This is a genomic window from Telluribacter roseus (genome assembly GCF_017355915.2).
Classification (GTDB): Bacteria; Bacteroidota; Bacteroidia; order Cytophagales; family Spirosomataceae; genus Telluribacter.
In genome coordinates this window covers 554,757-577,674 of the sequence record NZ_JAFEUV020000002.1, presented here as the reverse complement: position 1 = coordinate 577,674, position 22,918 = coordinate 554,757, and the positions used below count along the sequence as shown (strand labels likewise).

Here is a 22,918-nt window from a genome sequence, read left to right as displayed (position 1 = left end):
TAACTTGGCCCCTGTACTCCAATACGTTTTATTTACACTTTTGAACATTTATACTATTCCTGCCCTTAACCTGATAAAGCATGAAGAAGAGTTTTCTGATTTTGTTACTGTGTGCCCTTGTGATGCAAAATGCTTTTAGTCAAGCTAATACTCCCCTGGTGATCGCAACCTACAACCTCCGCTACGATACCCCTAATGATGGCGTCAATGCCTGGCCCCATCGTAAGGAGAACGTAAAGGCCCTGATCCGCTTTCATGAGTTTGATATATTTGGTACGCAGGAGGTACTGAGAGGGCAGTTGGAAGATGTAGCTGAGCTGAAAGAGTTTGCCTTTCTGGGCAAAGGCCGTGATGATGGCAAGCAGGGTGGCGAGCATTCGGCCATTTTTTACAAAAAAGATCGCTTCAAGGTACTTGAGTCCGGCGACTTCTGGCTGAGCGAAACGCCTGATGTACCCGGTAAAGGCTGGGACGCTACCTGCTGCAACCGTATCTGTTCGTGGGCCCTTTTTCAGGATCTGACTACTAAGAAGCAGTTCTACTTCTTTAACGTCCACTTCGACCACCAGGGCGTCAAGGCCCGTCAGGAATCGGGTAAGCTGATGGTAAAGAAGATCAAAGAGATCGCTAAGAATACCCCTACCATCTGTACCGGCGACTTCAACTCTACACCGGAGACGGAGCAGATCCAGGCCATGCAGACTATCCTGCGCGATACGTATAAAGTGTCAGCCCAGCCTCCGTACGGTCCCGAGGGTACCTTCAATGCCTTTAAATTTGACGCTCCCATGGATAAGCGCATTGATTATATATTCGTGAGCAACCAGTTTGATGTACTGAAGTACGGCGTACTCACCGATGCAAAGGAGCAACGCTACCCGTCGGATCACCAGCCGGTAGTAGCGAAGGTAGTTCTGAAATAGCCATTAGGTTTTAGCTAATTAGGTTTTAGCTGGAAGTAATAGGAGTACTAATAAGACATAAAAGTGAAGAGCACACCCGAATAGGTGTGCTCTTCACTTTTGTACAAGTACTAGGTAAGTTCACTGCAGTATGTCCGTCTTGTTTGACTTCTTTCCTTGGTAGGCTTTTACTCCCTGCTGATTGATACCAAACAGCAGCTTATCCCCTACCTGGAGTATACTACGCACATCACCCGTCAGCCGGAAGCCCGACTGCAACTGCGGAATATAGCTAAACTGCCCCTTGCCGTTGCCTTTGAGTAGTACTCCGTGGTTCGCATCGAACTTGCCCAGACGCAGACGCCCCTGGCTGATGTTTCCACCCAACAGCAGGTCTTTCTGACCATCCTGATCATAATCAAGGGTGGTAATCGCAAATACAGGGGATACCTGTGCCTCCAGCGGAAGCTCCGCCAGTTGGTACTTACCGCTGGCCGTACTCAGGAAGCAGGCCGTCTTCAGGTAGTTGGCCTGCATATGCAGGGCATCCTGCAGTTCGCTCTGTGAGAACAGATCGTCCAGCGTCACATCCGCATAACTCTTGTAGTCGGGGTAGCGCCCTCCCATGCCACTGATCTGGCCGACCAGTTCATCCCGGGTAATATAGGGGTAGTTCTTGCCCTGCACATAGAAGCTCAGAATCGGGTCAATCCTGCCGTTTTTGTCAAAATCTTTGGCGTATAGCGAAGCCGGCTCCTGATCGCTGGCCCGTACCTGAGAGTTGAGTCCCTGGTTACCAACCACCAGATCCATCTTCCCATCCCCATTCAGGTCCTCCACGAGCAGCGAGTTCCACCAGCCACTGTACGTTTTGTCGAAGTAGTCAGTGGTTTTGTCGGTAAGCTTTCCACCGCTGTTGATGAGTACCGTTACGGGCATCCATTCTCCAACCAGCACCAGGTCCGGCTTACGGTCACCGTTCAGGTCGGTTGCAGCCGCATCCGTTACCATACCGATCTTCTGCAGCTGGGGGGCCAGATTAGCGGTCATATCGCGGAAGTTGCCCTTGCCATCGTTTACCAGCAGATAGCTGCGAGGTACCGTAGGATACTGTCCGGGTACTACCCGTCCGCCTGCCACTACATCGGGCTTGCCATCACCCGAGAAGTCTCCTACTGTGACGGCTCCCGTACTGGTACGCATAGCGGGCAGGGCATTAGCACTAAGGGTAAAGCCGCCCTTTCCGTCGTTAAGGTACAGGCGGTCCTGCAGGCGCTGGTCTTCCGGCTCAAAGTCAGCGTAGCCACCATTGCCTACGTATAGGTCAGGAGCTCCATCTCCGTTAACATCCAGGAAGGCCGCATCGGTAGCGTGCTGCTGCTGATCGGCATCAAAGGCCGGTGTAGGCTTCTGGCTAAAACTTCCACCCTTTTGCTGTATAAACAGGGCGTTGGCTTTGCCCTTGCCTCCTCCCACAAATAGGTCCTCCAGACCATCGCCATTCACATCGGCTTTGGCCAGTACCGGACCGGCAAATGAAATAGGATTGACCAGCAGGGGCTGCCGGTAGAAATCATTGACAGGTAACGTTGCGTCGGTGTAGCTGATCGGAGCCTTTACTTCCTGAAATAAAGCCGGGCCAGCATTTGCGCGGCGGTAGGGTTGAGTAGCATCCTTTTCTGACAGCGTCAGTAGCTGATCCGCCTTTACGTTGGGCAGCAGTTGCTGCTTACCATTGGGCCATACCACCCGAAGGGAGTCCACCACCGCTACTTCACCTAGTCCAAAATGCAGGACGGGTGATACATGGGACTGATAACCACGGGTAGGCATTTGTTCCAGGTACTGCTGATTGCCCTGGCTGTACAGGGTTACCTGCGCTCCTACCCCGAGGGTATTGGCACCATTTCCCTGCGTCTTTACCTTCAGGTAATGGTGCTTAAGCTGCTTGTTAGCCTGGTTTTCGTATACGAAGGCGGCCGCATTGACATTGTTCACCACCAGATCCAGGTCTCCGTCCCCATCCAGATCCGAATAGGCCGCGCCGTTGCTGTTAGACACCTTATCCAATCCCCACTGCCGGGTTACGTTTTGGAACGTAAGGTCACGTCCATTTTGGAAGGCGTAGTTGGTCAGGTTAGAGGAAGGAATCTGGTACACCAGTTCCAGTATATCACGCCGCTGGATCCCCTGCTGCTTGTTCTGGATATAGTCACTCATGTACTTCAGGAAGTCCATGTTGGTATAGTCGCGGAGGTAGCCATTGGTCACGTACAGGTCTTTCCAGCCGTTGTTGTCAAAGTCAGCAAACAGGGGTGCCCAGCTCCAGTCTGTATTGGAGATACCCGCCAGCTGCCCAACTTCGCGGAAAGCGCCATTGCCATCGTTGATGTGCAGCATGTTACGCATGTACTGGTGGTTGAAGCCCAGCCGGAGGTTCAGGTCAAACTTCTCGTAGTTGTCCGGAGCCATCAGGAGCTTCTGGCGGCGGTTATCCTCCGGCAGCATGTCGAGGGTTATTATATCCGGACGGGCATCATTGTTGATATCGGCTACATCATTCCCCATCGAGAAGTGCGAGGTGTGCCCCATGCTGGTCTTTACCTGATCTGTAAAAGTCCCGTTTCGGTTATTGATGTAGAGGTAGTCAGGTATAGTATAGTCATTGGAAACATACAGATCAGGCCATCCGTCGTTATTCATATCGGCAATACCCGCTCCCAGACCGTACGAAAGGGCCGAGCCCTGTAGGCCGGCCGAACGCGTAACATCCTTAAACTTCATGTTGTCGTTTCGGAAGAGCCGTACGCCATGGTTGGGATCGTCCTGGCGCAGCATTTCGGCCGTGCCCAGTTCGTTCAGGATTGGCAGCGACTTAGGGTTGTGGTTAAGCAGGAACATGTCCAGGTCTCCATCCTTGTCGTAGTCAAAGAAAGAAGCCTGCGTACTGGTACCTTCACTGGCCAGTCCGTATTGCTCAGCCTGCTCGGCAAACTGGGGTACTCCCTGCGGATTAAGCCCCTGATTAATGAATAGCTGGTTCCGGCGCTTCTCTGGGGGGTAATTGCCGGAGTAGCATACATACAGGTCAAGCTTTCCATCGCCATTTACATCGGTCATGGTCACGCCCGTTTTCCAGCCCTCTTCACGACCTGCCACACCGGCCGCAGCCGTCACATCCTCAAACTGCATCTTGCCCTTGTTCAGGTACAGTTTGTTAGGCACCATGTTGCCCGTAAAATACAGATCATCCAGCCCATCCCCGTTCAGATCACCCACTGCTACGCCTCCGCCATTGTAGAAGTACTCATACATGAGCACATTGGCATTGAGGCCCTCGGTCAGGTTATTACTGAAATCTACGCGGGTCTGTTCGGTGGGTAATAGTACAAAGAGGGGATCTCCGGCGGGAGCAGCAGCAGCGGTATCACCCTCTGATGAGGATGATCGCTGGCAAGCAAATAAACCTCCTGCTACAACCAGCAGCAACAACCTGTGGAGGCTAAACTTGATCAATGTCATAAAGATAGTAAAAGGGTAAACTTCCAGGGGGCGAAATAACAAAAAAAGAAACTATGCCGGTAGGAATTTTACCGGCATAGTTTCTAACGTACTAGTGTAACCTATTATTGGTTAGTTCGTTACATATCCCGGATTCTGAACCAGATTGGCGTTACGGTTCATTTCATCACGATGGACAGGGAAGAAATACAGTTTATCATCCCAGTTACGGTTTTCCTTACCCGGATCGATTTCGAATACGCGGTAAGTATAGTCATAGCTGGTAGGATCGTAGCGGTATACACTCACTGTCTTACCAGGCTTAAGTGTACCCGTGATAGCAATACCGTTGGCTTTGCGTCCCAGTGTAGAGGGAGCGATCATCCAGCGGCGGGTATCGTGGAAGCGCTGCTCTTCATAGGCCATCTCAATGCGCTTTTCGTTACGGAAGCGCTCTACCAGAGCCTGACCTGATTCGGTGATAGCAGGCATACCGGCACGGAAGCGAATCTTGTTGAGCCAGGTACGAGCTTCTTCTTCCAGACCCAGTGCTATACAAGCTTCGGCATAGTTGAAGATGGCCTCAGTGTAGCGCAGGATCGGCCAGGGCACCTCCTGCCAGGTATTCTGATCTACGATAGCTGGGTTTGGATCAATGAACTTACGGAAGTAATAGCCTGTGTAGCTACCGTTCCAGTCCTCGATGGGGCTGCTACGGGTATCCAGACCAAAGTGAGTTACTTTTTCTCCGGCTGCGTTTACAACTTCGTAGCGACCTGTCTGGATCTGTCCTAGTGGATCACGTGGCTGGTTGGCCGCACTACGTGGCTTCCACTGAGAACCATCATACAGTACCGAAGCGTAAAAACGTGGGTCACGGTTCTGGTAAGGCATGCTGGCATGCTGAGGATTGGTCCAATTGAACTTAGTACCATCCATCATTTCGTAATCATCGATCAGCAACTGTACAGGAGTGTTACCAGCCCAGTTGTTGTATCCGTTAGGTCCGTTGAACAGACCCTGACGACCACCATCTTCCTGCTTGGCATTGATAAAGTATCTGCCCAGGATCAGGTCTCTCTGTCCACCATTTCTGGCAAGAGACATGTTCATGTAGTTAGCAGTACCTTCTTCTTTGCTTACAGGAGCAGTCAGGTTAGTCATGAAGCCGTAGCTGGTCATATCCAGTACTGCCTTAGACGCATCCTTTGCTTTCTGCCAGCGCTCAGTGCGGCTGCCACTTACGTAGCCTAGCAATTCAGGCTTTGCAAAGTTGGCAATTACAGTTGACTTAGTCTTAGCAGTAGGAATGTCGTGTAAGTCACTGGCTGCGTACGTCAGGATTCGTGACTTCAGAGCCAAAGCGGATGCCTCAGTGGCACGGCCTGCTGCCATGTTTCTTCCTTTCAGTAGAGCAGCTGCATCATCCAGATCCTTCACAATGAAATCTACTGTTTCGGCCCAGGTATTACGAGGAGCATCATAATCAGCCTCGCCCAGTTCGTAAGGACGATCGATCAGAGGAACGCCACCGTAGAAACGAGCTAACTGATGATAGTAATACGCCCGCAGGAACTTAGCCTCACCCCTCAGACGATCAGCCAGAGCAGGGTTGTCGAACTTAGGTGTTTCCAGATTTTTCAGAGCCAGGTTAGTAGCTCTGATACGCCGGTACATATCTGTCCAGTTATGCGTGTTGTTTATCCAACCCGGATCAGCGGGGTTCGAACGTCCCTCGGTGATGGTAGTAATATTACGACCGGGGTGGGTAAAGATCGCTTCGTCGGTGAGTGAAGCAAGCATCTGCTCACTGAATCCCCCCAGGACGAAACCTGCATAGATTTCAGAAACGAAAGCCTCGGTCAAAGCGGCATCAGCCCATACTGCGTTTTCAGATAATTCACTGAGAGGCTGAGTGTTTACAAAGTCGTCGTTACAGCTGGTATTAACCACCAGAGCTGCGACAAACGCCATGGATATAACTTTTAATTTATTCATTTCTTTGTTACAGTTTACAGAATTAGAATGTTGCTGTTAGCCCCACGTTAACTACTTTCTGCTGTGGATAGTAGTAGCCGGTAGAGTTATCTGACTCAGGATCAAATACTTTCAGCTTGTCGATAGTTAACAGGTTCAGACCGTTGAAGTAAAGTCTTACGTGGCTAAGACCTGCCTTAGTAACCAGGTTTGCAGGTACTGTGTAACCTACTTCAAGGTTCTTCAGACGGATGTAGTCAGAGCTTCTCAGCCAGTAGGTGTTACCGTTAGAGTAGTACTGGTCGCTACGGTTGGCAATACGAGGATGTACGCTGCTAGGATTGTCGATGGTCCAGCGGTTTTCGTAGATATCCAACAGGTAGTTACCAATGTTACCCGATTCGCCAGCACTAACGTACTGTCTGGCACCGGCTGCTCCCTGGAACAGGACAGTCAGGTCAAAGTTTTTGTAGTTGGCACCCATGTTGATACCACCCTGGAACAGAGGAATGTTGGTGTTATCCAGACGAACACGGTCATCAGGAGTGATTTTACCATCTCCGTTGTAGTCTTCGTACTTCATATCACCAGGACGCAGTGTTTTAACGATAGCACTGTAGTCGATGGTGTTAGCATCAATCTCGGCCTGATCTTTGAACACACCGGCATAGTTGTATACCACGTAGGTATTCATAGGCTTACCGGTAGAGCGCTGCCACTCAGGTGCACCGGGAGCTTCATCCCAGAACAGAATCTTGTTCTTGGCATAGCCACCATTCACGCTGAAGTTATACTTCAGGTCACCAACCTGGCTACGGTAACCTACGTTGAATTCAAAACCACGGTTAGCTACTTCTCCAATATTCTCGGCAGGTAGTGTCAGACCCGTGCTCTGAGGTACAGAGGCATTCTTGTAGTACAGGATGTTGGTACGCTTGTTATAGAACGCATCTGCTTCGAAGAACATCTTACCATCGAATAGCTGTCCTTCAATACCTACGTTAGAGTTAGTAGCGACCTCCCAGGTGATGCTGTTGTTAGGAATACGGGCTTCGAACAGGGTTTTTACTTCCTGATTGCCAAGGATGTAGCTGCGGAATCCGTAGGTAGAGAGGTACTGGTAGGTAGCCAGTGTTTCGGTACCTGGCAGATACACCTGGTCATTACCCAGCTGTCCGATTGATCCACGTACTTTGAAGAAGTTCATGGCAGGTATTGAGTTTTTCCAGAAATCTTCTTCTGAAACTACCCAACCCAGCATGATACCCGGGAAGAAACCGTAACGAGTTTCTTTAGGGAACATATCCGAACCATCGTAGCGCCACAGGAACTCAGCCAGGTACTTCTCTTTGTAGTTGTAGCCTACACGACCAAAGTAGTTGATACGAGCAGTTTCGAACGCTCCACCACCGTTGTTTCTCTGCAGGTCACCACCAGCAAACATCTGATCCAGAGCTGTTGACAGGAAGAAGCGACGGTACGCGTTGAAGTTATCGCCTTCGATGGTTTCGCGGTTAGTACCAGCCAGCAACGTCAGGTTGTGGTTACCGATTGATTTATCGTACGATACAAGTCCACCCAACAGGATATTGAGCTGGTTGATGTTCTCAAGTCTCAGGTTAGGATCAGCAGGTCCACGCAAGCTGGCAACCAGCTTAGGTGTTACGCCATCCGCTTCGAAGCCGCTTCCACGCTGGTACAAGGTCCAGGGTGTCTCCCAGCGCTTCAGGTTACGAGCCATGTTATCGATAGCAGCTGTACCCGTTACTTTCAGACCTTCCACACCAGGTATCTTAATTTCCAGTGATCCGTTCGTCTGAACGTAGTTACGGGTATCACGATCGTATCCACTCAGGTTGGTAGTGATAACCACTGGGTTTTCACCGTTCTCGATATCCGGACCAGGACGACCATCAGGCCAGTAAGCAGGCTCCTGTGGCTTACCACGCATCAGCATACGGAAGATAGTACCAGCACCCTTTGTAGGGAATCTTCTGGCTTCCTGACGACCTGCGATACCCAGGTTTACTTTTACGTACTTGTTGATATTCGCATCCAGGTTGATACGCAGGTCATACTGCTTATAACCGGTTGCTGAGTTAATATAGTAAGCATCCTGATTCTGGTAGCCCAATGAAGCCAGGTATTTGATAGCCTCGGTACCTCCGTTCAGCTGGATGTTGTGACGTACCTGCGGAGAGTTTCTTTTCAGAGTTGCTCCAAACCAGTCAGTGTTAGGATGTCCCCACGGATCAGAACCATCCTGGTACTTAGCGATATCCTCAGGTGAGAAAGGTGCCTTACGAACAGTACCATTAGGACGTGTAAATGAACCCGTAGTTCTGTACGCTTCGTTAGCTGCCGCCCACTCTGACACTGGCAACTCATAGATGCTCAGGTCATTCAGCATGCTGGTATACTGAGCAGCGTTAGCTACCTGAGGTATACGGGTTGGGTTGGCCCATCCCTGGTTCAGGGAGTAAGACAGCTCAGGCTTACCGGTTTTACCACGCTTAGTAGTAATAAGGATAACCCCGTTAGCAGCCCGCGAACCGTAGATAGCAGCCGCAGCATCCTTAAGGATAGAGATACTCTCAATGTCGTTAGGATTCAGACGATCCAGACCACCAGCACGGTTAGGAATACCATCAATCACGATCAGAGCACTGTTGTTACCGAGGGTGTTTGAACCACGAATACGGATGTTAGATCCGTCATAACCAGGCTCACCTGAACGGTTAACGGCCGTAACACCCGGCAGACGACCTGCCAGTGAGTTAGAAAGGTTAACAGCGGGTGACTTTACGAGTTCATCACCATTTACAGATACTACCGAACCTGTTACGGTTTCTTTTTTCTGTACACCGTAACCTACTACCACCACTTCACTCAGTGACTTTACATCGGTAGCCATGCTTACGTTGATGGTGCTCTGGTTGTTAACAGGAATCTCCTGGGTCAAATACCCAATGAATGAGAAAACCAGCGTAGCATTGTTGTTAGGCACATTGACAGTAAAATTTCCGTCAGAGTCCGTAACCGTACCAGCCGTGGTAGTCTTAACAACTACACTCACACCGGGCAGACCATTTCCCTGGTCGTCTGTTACCTTTCCTTTTACGGAAACGCTTTGGGCAAAGGCTCCGACAACGGAAGCCATCATGAGATACAGCACAAATAGACACCTCCCGACTTTGAGGCCAGTCCATGGCGTAGAAATTTTCATAGATGATTAATTGATTAGGTAAAAAGTAACTAGCTGATTAAAGATTAAGTAAGCCTCAGATGGACCTGTACCTTCTGCTCTTACCTGACGTTCGCCTCATTTGTGGAGGCTAAAAAACACGTGATCGGACCAGTCAGACTTTTATGCTCTGCTGTTCCTGTAAGATGCTTATGAGGGTCTGAGTACTTTTAGTTGAATTTTGTTTACTGTCATGCAGGTTATTAAAACTAGTTTATTGGTTATTGGACTTAAAAGAATGTTCAGCTGATGTAACTACCTGTTAAATTAAAAGAATTTAATTAAGTAATACTTATTATTAAAAAAGTCATAAAAACTTTTATTTATATAAATTGCCAGCCACATAAGTGGCCTATACTATGTACTACTTTCTGTTAGCTGTACATTATGAAGGGGATATTCTGAATTTTAACCACAAAAAATTGCAGAATATATTGCCTTCTACCCATTGCCTCCTCTGTCTATCTATTTCTTAGCATTTTCAGCCAGGTCGGCCGTCTTGGCTACCTCACCCGCTTTCAGAAACTCCGCTACCGCCGACTCCGTAAGGCCATTCACAACTACCAGGTCAGGGCGTGCCTTACGTAGCTCGGCAATGCCGCCCTCAGTTACCTGCGACTGCCATACATAAATGCTCTTCAGTCCTTTCAGTCCGGCTAGTGCCTTCAGTCCGCTATCCGTTACTTTAGTACCTATGAGGTTCAGGTACTCCAGGTATTGCATATCTTTCAGCTTAGCCAGGCCGGCATCAGTTACGCCTGTGTGCTCCAGATGTAGTTTATTCAGATTCTTAAGCTTGGCTACTTCGCTCATAGCAGCATCAGACACCTTAGTGTTTCCCAGCTTCAGCCATACGATCTGCTCAGCCAGCGGCGTAAGCATAGCTGCCTGTGCATCAGCAAAGGCAGGAGCATTGACAGCGCTAACCTCTACCAGATGCTGATCCTGCGCCAGCGGCATCACCAACAGGTTTGTCTTCTTCAGGGAAGCTACGGCTCCGGCATTCGGAGCGGGTACCTTCAGACTCAGCACGGGTGACTGGCTAGGCTCCGCAGAGGCTACTGCTGTTCCCGCTCCACCCGTAGTCAATGAGGCAAGGGCCGGTTTAAGATTATCGGTTACCTGTAGCTCGGCTACTTTCTTATCAGTAGGCGCTCCCTGATCGATCCACCAGGTCAGCAGGGCGATCTGCTGTTCGGTCAGCTGGGTCTTGCCTTTGGGAGGCATGTGATTATCATCTTCAAGCGGCAGCAGACAGCGCTTCAGCATTTCACTATCGGCACTTTTACCCACGACCAGAGCGGGGCCGTTCTCTCCTCCTTTCAGGAGGCGGTCAAAGCTATCCATCCGCAGGTCCCCTTTCTGCTTGGTAGCACTGTGGCACTGCACGCAGCGGGTAGTCAGAATGGGCTGTACTATATCCTTATATACTATAGCCTGATTGATATCGGCGATGGGTTTGATCTCGGTTATCTGTTCCTCACGGGCGGGTATACCTGCCAATGACCGGAAAGGCTCGGGTGTATACTGGGTCAGATAGCCGTCACCGTGGGTGAGTGAGCCTCCATGATGCCCAGCCACCATCGTCAGCAGCGAGCCGATAAACAGGGCAGGCATATAGAACAGTGGAGCCATTGGTATACGCTCGCCCAAAAGATCTGACTTAACCGCCCAGGCAATCCAGGCCAGGACAGCTACCCCGATCCCCTGCCACATATGCACGTCCAGGAGCTCCTGCTCGTAACCGCCGCCCTGTGAGAGCAGGTAACCGGCTATACAGGCCAGAGTAGCTCCAATGGCTGACCAGAACAGTATAAATGTAATAGTAGAGTCACTGACGCTTACTTTGCCCATGCGGTGTCCTACTTCAAGTAGTGCCGCTACTAACAGAAAGCCAATGGGCAGGTGTACCAATACGGGATGGAAACGCCCAAAAAAGAGAGCCCAGTCGGATGCCTGAAGGAGGATTAGGGAAAGCATAACTTCTGTATAATGACAAACAAGTTTGTATTATAAGCCTGTGTGACTGACTACTCTACTTATACCATATAAAGCAAAGTACAATTTTACGGCAAAAAAGTACCAGCGACTTTTCTATTATTGACTACTTATGACTCAATTTTGACCAATTTTTTAAAGGCATAGTCTAATAATAGCAAAATCAAGCTAAAACAGGCCGTACTACCTTGCCGGCTGTGTCAGTAAGGCGGAAGTTACGCCCCTGGAAAGGGTAGGTAAATTTTTCGTGGTCAAAGCCCATTAAGTAGAGGATAGTAGCCTGCAGGTCGTGGACGTGTACCCTGTCTTTGACGCCGTAGTAGCCCAGCTCGTCGGTTTCGCCAAAGCTGAATCCCCTTTTGACGCCACCGCCCGCCATCCACATGGTGAAGGCTTCGAGGTGGTGGTCACGCCCCATGAAAGGCAGTACCTGTCCATCGCGGTTTTCCTGCATGGGTGTGCGGCCAAATTCGCCGCCCCATACGACCAGCGTCTCGTCCAGTAGCCCCCGCATTTTCAGGTCCTGGAGCAGAGCCGTTACCGCCTGGTCCGATTGCCTGCATTTCTGATGTAGCCCTACGTCAATGGCTCCGTCGGCACTAGTCCCGTGGGTATCCCAGCCCCAGTCAAATAGTTGCACGAAGCGTACGCCGCTTTCGACCAGCTTACGGGCCAGCAGACAGTTCATGGCAAATGAGCCCTCGCCGGGTTTCACACCATACATATTTAATATATAGTCCGGCTCTTTGGATACATCCATTACCTCCGGTACCGACATTTGCATCCGGAAAGCCATTTCGTACTGACTGATGCGAGTCAGGATCTCAGGATCCTGTACCTCCTCATAAGTCTGGCGGTTGATCTCGTTGATGGCCTCAATGGTTTGCTTGCGGATATCACGGTTCATGCCGCTCGGGTCCGATACGTACAGAACCGGATCGCCACCGGTACGGCACTGAACGCCCTGATATACCGTCGGCAGAAATCCGCTCCCCCACACGCTCTTGCCGGCATCGGGCTGCTTACCACCGGAGGCCAGTACTATAAAGCCCGGCAGGTTCTGGTTTTCAGACCCTAACCCATACACGGCCCACGAGCCCAGGCTGGGGCGCCCCAGGCGGGCGCTGCCCGTATGCATGAGTAGCTGGGCGGGGGCGTGGTTGAACTGGTCGGTATGCATGGCTTTAAGAAAGGTTACCTCATCGGCCACGGTCTGTAGGTAAGGCAGGTAATCGGAGACAAGAGCGCCGGACTGACCACACTGGCGGAAGTGTCCCTGCGGACCGAGCATCTTGGGTACTCCCTGAATGAAGGCGAACTTCTTTCCTTCCAGAAACTCAGCCGGGCAGTCTACGCCGTGGTACTTCGCCAGCTCGGGCTTGTAGTCAAAGAGCTCCAGCTGCGAGGGTGCCCCGGCCATATGTATATAGATCACCCGCTTGGCTTTGGGCGCAAATTGTGGAATGCGAGCGGCCATGGGGTCAGTAGGTGCCTGCCCCAAATCAGTACCTCCAGAACTACAACTACTCCCTACCAGAGAGCCCAAACCGATAGCACCCAACCCGAATCCGCAGGATTGCAGAAAGTGCCGACGCGTCTGTCGGGCCAGGTGAGTATGCTGAAGTTCTTTGAGTAGCTTTTCCATGATTCACTTGATGCTTTGCTAGTGCCTGCTCTGTCCTATTCTGAAGGTTGCTTGGCAGGTACCGCCCCTAACGGGGCTTCATATTGTTTATAACTCTTCTGCTACTGAAGTATCGTCCCTACGGGGCTTGCGGGTTAGGGATAAAAGCGTTTTTGGCCACCAAACCTCCATCCATGCTGGCGGCCCCAGCGGGGCTATACCTTAGTAGCAATACGTTTCCTAAGAAATAAAAGCCCCGCTAGGGGCGGCACCTACAATTATTCTTTTCGTAATAAGCAAATCATTGATTTAACTACTGCTCCTCTATCCAATCAAACAGGTACTTCTCATTGTAATCGATTTCAAACTTGTTCAGAAAGTCGAGGTACTCTTCGCGAAACGATTTGCCTCTGTGGTGCTCGGGTTGATTCAGGATGTAGTGGATAACCGCCTCCTTTTGGGATTTGGCATAGCTAAATGCTCCGTAGCCTTCCTGCCACGCAAATCGTCCTACTGTCTTTTTATTTTCATTCAACCATTTGCTGGAATTTGCTTTTACATCACGCACTAAATCCGAAAGACGAACATCAGGCTTGATGCTTAGGAACAGGTGCGTGTGGTCAGGCATACAATAGATAGCCACTACCTTTTGACCTACTCCTTCCACTATTCCACATATGTATTTTTCCAGAGACTCCCTCACCACGGCCTGCACCATACTTTCCCTTCCCTTGACGGCAAACACGATCTGTATGTATAGCTGACTGTAAGTATTGGCCATTTACTATCCCTTAATTGTGTCGCTCCTAGCGGAGCTTGTACTTTCAGATATCTAGAATTTTCTACTTAGGTGCCGCCCCTACGGGGCTTACTTGCTATCCAAGTTTTGTATCTCCTGCTGCTGCTACTGAAGTGTCACCCCTAACGGGGCTTGCGGACGGCAGTGTCTATTTCTTTCTAACTTGCTTGGGCGGGCACGGCCCCAGCGGGGCTATACCTTAGTAGCAATACGTTTCCTCAGAAATAAAAGCCTCGCTAGGGGCGACACCTCAATATCTCACTCCTATAAATATGCTATATTACAATGCCCCACTCGCTGTTCATGGGACGTCCCAGCAGCGCATTGGCTTCCTTATCATTCTTGAATGTTTCCTTTTTGGGGTTCCACTGCAGGGGTCGCTGCAGCTGATACGCGATATTGGCAATGTTACATACCGAGGCTGTACGGTGGCCAACCTCTACATCACAAACAGGCTTGGAACGGTTGCGCATAGCCTGGAAGAAATCCTTGTAGTGGTTCTCGCTCTTATAGACGTGCTTTTCGTTTTCGCCAATTACCTTGTCCTTCAGGGAAGCCGGAGTGGTTTCCAGCTTACGGCGCTGTACTTTCAGATCTCCTTCGCTTCCTATAAAATGGATGGCGTTGTTCCAATCCCATTTTTCGTGTGTCATGGTGATGCCGTTGTCGTAGCGGAAGGTCAGGTTCTGTACATCCTTACCGTTGGGTGGTAATATCTCCACGGGACCGCTGTTGTCTTTATCCAGCGCCCACTGCACAATGTCGAACATATGGGCTCCCCAGTCGGTCACCATACCTCCTCCAAATTCTTTGTAGAGGCGCCAGTTAGGAAATACATCTTTAGATAGCGGGGGAGCCAGCTCGGAATTAAAAGGTACCGGCTGATTCGGTCCCAGCCAGGCCGCCCAGTCCAGCCCTTGTGGTATGGGCTCGGCCGAAAGCGTATAGGGTACCGGAGGAGTTCCTACGTTTACTTTGATACTCTTAATATCCCCGATGTAGCCGTTGCGGATCAGCTCGGCCGTCTGCCGGAACTCCGGCCAGGAGCGTTGCATACTACCCGTCTGGAATACGCGATTGTATTTACGGGCGGCATCCACCATAGCCCGGCCTTCGCGTACCGTCAGAGAGAGGGGCTTTTCGCAGTAAATATCTTTACCAGCCTGGGCAGCCCGTACGGCCATGGCCGCGTGCCAGTGGTCGGGAGTGGCGATTACGACGGCATCTACATCCTTACGAGCCAGCAGCTCCCGGAAATCATTATATACTGGTATTTCTGAATAGATACCTGCCTGAGGATTCTTCGTGTGATATTCCTTAATTTTATCAATCGTCAGCTGCGCTTTATCCTTATATACTTCGCTAATGGCTACGATTCGGGCTTCGCCGGTAGACAGGAAGGAAGTAGTCAGCCCCCGCCCCTGCTTACCGGTTCCGATAAAGCCCAGGGAGATCATGTCGCTGGGAGGCAGGTACGATGAGCCATCCGGCTTTTTGCCCCCCAGTACAAATCGGGGCACGATCATAAATCCGGCTGCCGCAGCCGCTGCTTTTCCGACAAAGTCCCGGCGGGAAAGTGAGTCATTCTTTTCTTCTTTCATTGTCCTGTTTCGTTAAGGGGTATTATTGGGTAAGTTTATTCTATCTGGTTACTACTCCTTCGTCACCACTCTATCCAAGTTCAAAAGTACGTTGGCCGACACCGCCAGGGCTGCCATCTCCGGCGACTTCTTATCTCCGTATTTAAGCAGGCTATCTACTTCCGCCGGGTTCTTCCTGTATCCTTCCAGCGAATTCTGATATACCTTCAGGAGTACGTTCAGGCTCCTGGGTTCGATGGGCTGGTAGGTAAGCATCCGGTAGCCTTCTTTAAGCTGCTGCTCGGGTGTCTGGCCGCGCTGCTGCATGGCTTCGGCCATCTTCTGGGCGGCCTCCAGGTACACCGGGTCGTTGAGCGTGACCAGGGCCTGCAGGGGCGTATTGGTCCGGATGCGTCGCGACTGGCAAAACTCCCGGCTGGGTGCATCAAAGGTGACCATAGACGGATAGGGAGCGGTACGTTTCCAGTAGGTATAAAGGGCCCTACGGTGGCGGTCTTCGCCCTCGCTGAGCTTCCACTTATCCCCATTGTAAGGCGACAGCCAGATCCCTTCCGGCTGCGGGGGCATCACACCGGGGCCATACATCTTAGGTGACAACAAGCCACTAGCCGCCAGGGCCTGATCCCGCACCTGCTCGGCACTCAGCCGCACGCGTGGCCCGCGCGACAGCCAGGTATTGAAGGGGTCTTTTTCTAATTTTTCTTTATCGGCTACCGAGCTCTGCCGGTAGGTAGCGGACAGTACCATCTGCCGCAATAGTTTCTTTGTACTCCAGCCAGCGTCTTCCATAAAGTATACCGCCAGCCAGTCCAGCAGTTCGCGGTGGGTGGGTTCATTGCCCTGTGAGCCGAAGTCTTCCACGGTTTCGACGATACCCGTTCCGAACAGCTGCTCCCAGAACCGGTTTACCACCACACGCGCCGTCAGCGGATTATCCCGGCTGACCATCCAGCGGGCCAGGCCCAGCCGGTTGCGCGGCAGGTCTTTAGGCATAGCCAGCAGCGACTGGGGTACATCGGGCTGTACTTCCGGCCCTTTGACCAGCCAGTTGCCCCGCTCGAATACGTGCGTCTTCCGCACCAGATCTCCCTCCGCCTCCCAAAAGATAGGCGTGTTATCAGCCCAGCCGGTTAGTACATTAGCGTAATCTTCCAGGATAGAAGTATAGGCGGGCTGGCCTTCTCCCGGCAGCGCCTCCTGGAAAGCCACCCACTTGATATTGATCCAGTCTTTGGGAGCTTTGGGACTATTGAAATACAGGTAGAGGTTATGCTTACCCTGTACTTTGGGAATGGGCAACGCCAGTACGGTATCTATTAGAGGTACCTTGATCTGTGTCAGCTTTTGGCCCCTTAACGAATCCAGCGTGACGGTCATGGTAGCTCCTTCGGCCCGGGTACCTATGGCTATCAGCATCCGGTCCTTTCCCGTCAGCGTCACGCCTTTGATACGTGCCGATCCCTGGTGCTGCGCGCCGTAGTACTTGGCGTCACGCAGGGAGGAGTTAACATACTCGTCAAAGTCGTGGGAGTTGATCTTGGGCTCCATTACCCGCATAAACTGGGCGAACTGCGGGGTTTGCTTCGGATTGTGCTGGTTGATCCAGGCCTTGACCCGCTCCACCCGGAGGGAGTCTTCACCTTTATAGAAGCGGAGCGTGGGAGTATCAGAGGTGACGTCTTCGTCGCGGGTGTTATTGAAGAACGCCATGTACTTGTAGTAGTCCTCGTGCTGGATGGGATCGTACGGGTGGCTGTGGCACTGCACGCAGGCGAAGGTAGTTCCCTGCCATACCTCCCAGGTCGTATTGACGCGGTCGATAAGGGCCGCTACCCTGAACTCCTCGTCCTGCGTACCACCTTCGTCATTGTTCATGGTATTGCGGTGGAAGCCCGTAGCTACCAGTTGTTCGTCGGTAGGTACTCCTTCGGACGGCGCCCCGTTGGGCCCCGACAGCTGATCACCCGCTAACTGCTCTATCGTAAACTGATCAAAGGGCTTGTCGGCATTGAACGACTTGATGACATAATCGCGATAGCGCCAGATGGTCCGGCCGGGGTCGCGCTCGTAGCCTTTGGTATCGGCGTAGCGGGCCAGATCCATCCACATAGCTGCCCAGCGTTCGCCGAAGGCCGGTGAAGCCAGCAGCCGGTCCACTACCTTTTCGTACGCATCAGGTGAAGGGTCATTTATAAAGGCTGTTACTTCTTCTTCTGTAGGCGGTAGCCCCGTCAGGTCCAGACTCACCCGACGGATGAGGGTGGCCCGGTCGGCTTCCGTGGCCGGTTCCAGCCCCTTTTCGTCTAGCTTTTGCCGGACAAAATGGTCTATTTCATTTTTAACCCAATCTTTATCTCCAAATAGATTCAGGCTAGCCAACAGACCGCCGCTCCCAGGTACTTCGGGGCGCTTAACCCGCTCATAGGCCCAGTGGTTGCCCCATTGGGCTCCCTGGTCTATCCATTTACGGAGTACCTCTACCTCCTGCTCAGTTAGTGGCGGGCCATCCTTAGGCATACGCTCGTCGGGATCATCGCTCAGGATACGGCGGATCATCTCACTACCCTCGGCATCACCGGGTACCACGGGGCGTTTGCCTGACTTGCCCGGCTGGATAATCTCTTCCTCAAACAGGAAGCTCACATTGCCCGCCTTCTTTACCCCACCATGGCAGCCCATGCAGTGCTTGTTCAGGATGGGTTTTACGTCCTTGTTATAATCTACCTGCTCTTCAAAAAGGCTCAGCCACGAAAAGGACGATAGCAGTATGACTACTGCTACTCCCAGAAGGAATATCCATTTATTCGTTGCTATCAGCTTTGCCATGCAGCAATAGGTAGTAGAAAGTACTCTAATCAGGACGTGGTAGAAGCTACCTTGCCCCTACTATACATAAAGTACAGCTTAACCTTTTCTTAATCATAAAAGCAGAGGAAAGATCAAAGGTACATACCTGTTACTCCCGCCGATGAATCACCGCCAGGCACCAGCTGTTGTGAAGGTACCAGTGGTCGTTCTAGAGCCTGTAATTACCCTTACCGGATAGTGCTTTCCCAGTTATTGACATACGCATAGCTACTTTTCATTATGCGTATATAGCTTATAGTTAGTTTCTACTATCACTCCACGATAATTGTACTATTTATAGTTAAACATTACCTACGTACCTGTTTTGAAATAAACCTATTTTCATCTTTTCGCTCATTATTTCATCTATATACATTAAAAGATAAACTTACTTTCGACCTGTCTGCAATTTTATAGGCCATTACTCCAAAAATTCACACCTGTACTACTCTTAGTAGCTCCATCTCCATAAGAACCTGCCCATAGATGACACCCCGTCCTAACCAACTATTGATAGAGTGACCATAACAGGCTCTGTAACAGCCTTTTTCATGACTTATCAAACCTTTTATAGTAATAACTAAAGAAATAACGAACGCCTGCGCTCAGATCTCTCAAGCAAAGCAGCTTACAATAATTTGCCCTATCAGTGGGTTTTACAAAAGTTATTATAGATTAAATACAATTTAATTTCGGCTAATTATTTAACTACCACTTTTTATTGCAAAAAATTGAAAATTTCCGCTCTATAATTTTGCATCATATCATTTTAACAATATCTTTGATATGTCATTTAAGATAATCGACTCCTAGACCAACGGATGTTTCCAGCCGCACTTGAAGCATTCGCAGATAAAAAAGAGTCGGAACGTGAGTATCATTTTGCAAGGCAGAATGAATGGGAAAATCACCCTACCAGCGTATCCGAATCTTATTTAGAAAAACATTAATAACTCAAACATCCAGAGCCTGAAAACGTGGACGAACAGCTTTCGTTGACGCAGGGGATTCTTTGTCCCAAAGGTCTGCTCTACCGCGCTGATCGTCCTCGCAAGAGGGTATTGCTTTCCGGAAAAGCAAACTAGTAGGATTATGGCTGTGGCGGTTGCACGCCAGTGTGTGCGGCCCATGAACGTGTCAATCTGTCGCAGCCATAACCTTTTTGAATGCCTGTTCTCGATCTACTAACCTAATCATTCATTAACCGGAAACTTCCCATGAGAAAAACTCTACTCGTTTTGATATGGGGCTGTCTTTGTTCTACATTGAGCATGGCCCAGGTGCGCCAGCTGACTGGTAAAATTACAGCCGCCGAGGATGGACTCGGCCTTCCGGGTGCTTCTGTTATTTTCAAGGGCACCAATGTCGGTACCAACACTGACGCTGATGGAAACTTCAAAATTACCGTCCCTGATGACGGCATACTCGTTTTTTCATTTGTAGGGTACCTGTCGCAGGAAGTACCTATTGGTGGTAAAACAAATTTTGATATAAAACTGAACGCCGATACCCGTCAGCTGGCTGAGGTAGTAGTAACGGCCTTTGGTATTGAGCGCGAGAAAAAAGCACTGGGTTATACCGTACAGGAAATAAAAGGAAGCAGCCTCACCGAATCACGCTCTACCAACGTAGCCAACGGACTTTCGGGCAAAATCGCCGGTCTGCGTATTCAGTCCAACGGGGGTCCGGGTAGTGGCTCTACCATTCAAATCCGCGGTGCGTCGTCGGTTTCAGGCAATAACCAGCCCCTGGTAGTTATAGATGGAGTACCCATGCAGCAGAGCGGCAGCAACCAGATGGGTGGTGGTATCTCCGAAATAAATCCCGATGACATCAAAGAGATGTCGGTACTGAAAGGACCCAACGCGGCGGCTCTTTACGGATCGCGTGCAGCTAACGGGGTAATCCTGATTACTACCAAAACCGGACAGGGTACCAAAGGCCTGGGGGTTGACTTCAACTCCAACGTAACCTTTGAGCGCCCCTGGATCAAGCCCAACTTCCAGAACACCTACGGCGGTGGTAATGGCTACCGCACCTGGTATACCGACGGATGGAGTGGCTCTATCACTGATCCTCTCGAAGCGCAGCAGTACCGCGCGGTATATGACTCCAAGTACCCACTGGCTGGCTCAGAAGGTACCGACGAAAGCTGGGGAGCCCCTATGGACGGACGTCTGGTGCGCCACTGGTGGTCGGGTACCGAAGTAGCTCCACTTACGCCTCAGCCTAATAACTGGGAAGAGTACTGGGCTACCGGTCAGACGATCAACAATAGCCTGGCCTTGTCAGGTGGCAATGACAAAGGCTTCTTCCGGATGTCGCTGGCCCGCGTGGATCAGAAGGGTATCATGTACTACAACGACTTCCACCGTACCAACTTCCGCCTCAACTCGGGCTACAACCTGACCAAGAATCTGAGCGTAACCGTAGCTGGTGAATATATTAAGTCGGGTGCTACCAACCGTAGCTTTACCTCGGGTCAGCAGTTTATCTGGGCCCATCGCCACACGTCGTGGGAGCAGATCCGCAACTACGAAGACTACCAGGACGTACACATTCAGCGCGCCCTGGCTGGTAAACCCGCCGATAACAGTCCACCAAACTGGCAGCACACCTTCTTTACCAACCCGTACTACACGGCCCGCAAGTTGCCGTACGGTAACGACAAGGACCGTCTGCTGGGTAACATCGCCCTTAACTACAAGATCCTGCCTTCGCTCAGCCTGATGGTACGCTCAGGTACCGACGTGTGGAGCGATACCCGCATCAACGTAACCAACTTTGACCGGGTCAGAAACGGTAACCGTACACCCGGTAGCTTCAACGAAGAAGTACTGCGCCGTCAGGAGACCAACCACGACTTTATCCTGACCTTCAATAAGGAGCTCATCCCGGATATCAGCACGAACATTCAGGTAGGTGGTATCGACCGGACCAACTACTACAAGCGTAACTACTTCAACGTAGGTGAAATGGTGGTAGATGGTATTTACAACGCGGGTAACTCAGTACCCAGCCGGAATACGATCGAAAGCATGATCCAAAAGTCAAAAGTACAGAGCTTGTTCGCTGCGGCTAACTTTGGCTGGCGCAACATGGTGTTCCTGGACCTGACTGCCCGTAACGACTGGTCAAGTACCCTGCCCAGCAATGCCCGCTCGTACTTCTACCCATCGGCCTCACTCAGCGCCGTAGTCACTGACCTGCTCAACGTACAGAGCGACATCCTGACCTTCGGTAAGGTTCGCGCCAGCTACGCTCAGGTAGGTAATGATGCCGATCCGTACCAGTTGGCCCAAACCTTTACCTCTTCGGGATCATGGAATGGTTCACTTCCCAAATTTGCCGAGAGCATCTCCATCGCCAACTCAGGTCTGAAGCCTGAGATCACAACCGGACTTGAATTCGGAGCCGACCTGCGCTTCCTGCGTGGCAAAGTGGGTCTGGATGTAACCTACTATGAGCAGACTACCCGCAACCAGATCCTGGGTGTTGAGATCTCGAAAGCCAGTGGCTACGACCGTCGTATCCTGAACGCCGGACAGATCACCAACAAAGGGCTAGAGATCAGCCTGTCGGGTACTCCTCTGAAGCTCGATAACGGCTTCACCTGGGATGTATCGATGAACTTTGCCCGCAACCGCAATAAGGTGGAAGAGCTGGCCGAAGGCCTCACTACCTACATCCTGGCTTCGCAGCGCGGTATGACTATGGAAGCCCGCGTAGGACAGCCCTACGGTACCTTCTACGGAGTGGCATTCCAGCGTAGTCCGGACGGACAGGTTGTGTACGGTGACAATGGTCTGCCTATACGCCAGGCCACCCAGCAGATCCTGGGTAACATCCAGCCCGACTGGACCGGCGGTCTGCTGAACACATTCAGCTACAAAGGACTTACCCTGACCGCACTGGTAGACGTACGTATGGGTGGTGATATCTATGACGAAGGTACCGGTACCGGTCGCTGGACCGGCCAGTACGCCGAAACAGCCCTGGGTCGTGAGGAAGGGGTAATCGGACAAGGTGTACGTGCGATCACCGGTGCTGACGGAAATGTGAGCTATGTATCTAACGACATCATCGTAACAGCCAACCAGCTGTACGGCTTCAATAACCCACGCAACTACCACGAAGCGGGCATCTTTGACGCCAGCTACGTAAAACTGCGTGAGCTTTCACTAGGCTATAACATTCCGTCTGCTCTACTCAAGAAGATCCACCTGCAGTCAGCCAAGGTATCTCTGGTCGGCCGCAATGTCCTGATGATCTTCAAGAATACGCCCCATGTGGACCCCGAGTTTGACTCCAAGGGTGGCAACGCGCAGGGATTTGGATACGGCGAACTCCCCAGCTCACGCAGCCTGGGTATGAACCTCTCCTTCTCCTTCTAATTGAAAGACTGATGTATCGCCAGCATTTAAA

At 51.0% G+C, this 22,918-nt stretch carries 10 protein-coding genes; 2 read left to right on the top strand and 8 right to left on the bottom strand.

Going from position 1 to position 22,918, the window contains the following annotated elements:
* The first annotated feature begins 80 nt into the window (after positions 1–80).
* Positions 81–923, top strand: coding sequence for an endonuclease/exonuclease/phosphatase family protein (locus tag JTN23_RS05685; protein WP_247232999.1), 843 nt, complete (start codon positions 81–83; stop codon positions 921–923).
* 120 nt (positions 924–1,043) lie between these two features.
* Here the strand turns inward: JTN23_RS05685 and JTN23_RS05680 are convergent, their stop codons facing one another.
* The 8 genes from JTN23_RS05680 to JTN23_RS05645 all read right to left on the bottom strand — a co-directional run bounded on the left by JTN23_RS05680 (position 1,044) and on the right by JTN23_RS05645 (position 18,472).
* Entirely contained in the window at positions 1,044–4,424 is a 3,381-nt protein-coding gene (locus JTN23_RS05680) for a VCBS repeat-containing protein (RefSeq protein WP_247232998.1), read from the bottom strand.
* Between the two features lie 111 nt (positions 4,425–4,535).
* On the bottom strand, positions 4,536–6,401 hold the full coding sequence (locus tag JTN23_RS05675) for a RagB/SusD family nutrient uptake outer membrane protein (RefSeq protein WP_247232997.1): 1,866 nt from the start codon (positions 6,399–6,401) through the stop codon (positions 4,536–4,538).
* A gap of 22 nt (positions 6,402–6,423) precedes the next feature.
* Positions 6,424–9,543 carry a SusC/RagA family TonB-linked outer membrane protein gene (locus JTN23_RS05670; RefSeq protein ID WP_247232995.1) on the bottom strand — a complete coding sequence of 1,040 codons (3,120 nt, stop codon included), beginning with the start codon at positions 9,541–9,543 and terminating at the stop codon, positions 6,424–6,426.
* A 546-nt stretch (positions 9,544–10,089) separates the two neighbouring features.
* The gene (locus JTN23_RS05665; protein WP_247232993.1) at positions 10,090–11,604 is read right to left on the bottom strand and encodes a c-type cytochrome domain-containing protein; all 1,515 of its coding nucleotides are present in this window, start codon (positions 11,602–11,604) and stop codon (positions 10,090–10,092) included.
* Positions 11,605–11,785: 181 nt separating this feature from the next.
* On the bottom strand, positions 11,786–13,267 hold the full coding sequence (locus tag JTN23_RS05660) for a DUF1501 domain-containing protein (RefSeq protein WP_247232991.1): 1,482 nt from the start codon (positions 13,265–13,267) through the stop codon (positions 11,786–11,788).
* Between the two features lie 292 nt (positions 13,268–13,559).
* The gene (gene tnpA, locus JTN23_RS05655; protein ID WP_247232989.1) at positions 13,560–14,027 is read right to left on the bottom strand and encodes an IS200/IS605 family transposase; all 468 of its coding nucleotides are present in this window, start codon (positions 14,025–14,027) and stop codon (positions 13,560–13,562) included.
* A 293-nt stretch (positions 14,028–14,320) separates the two neighbouring features.
* Positions 14,321–15,646 (bottom strand): Gfo/Idh/MocA family protein, encoded by a 1,326-nt coding sequence (locus JTN23_RS05650; RefSeq protein ID WP_247232987.1) that lies wholly within the window; start codon positions 15,644–15,646, stop codon positions 14,321–14,323.
* 51 nt (positions 15,647–15,697) lie between these two features.
* Positions 15,698–18,472, bottom strand: coding sequence for a DUF1553 domain-containing protein (locus JTN23_RS05645; RefSeq protein ID WP_247232986.1), 2,775 nt, complete (start codon positions 18,470–18,472; stop codon positions 15,698–15,700).
* Between the two features lie 1,238 nt (positions 18,473–19,710).
* Here JTN23_RS05645 and JTN23_RS05640 point away from each other — a divergent pair.
* Positions 19,711–22,887, top strand: a complete 3,177-nt coding sequence (locus JTN23_RS05640) for a SusC/RagA family TonB-linked outer membrane protein (RefSeq protein WP_247232985.1) — start codon at positions 19,711–19,713, stop codon at positions 22,885–22,887.
* The last annotated feature ends 31 nt before the right edge of the window (positions 22,888–22,918 follow it).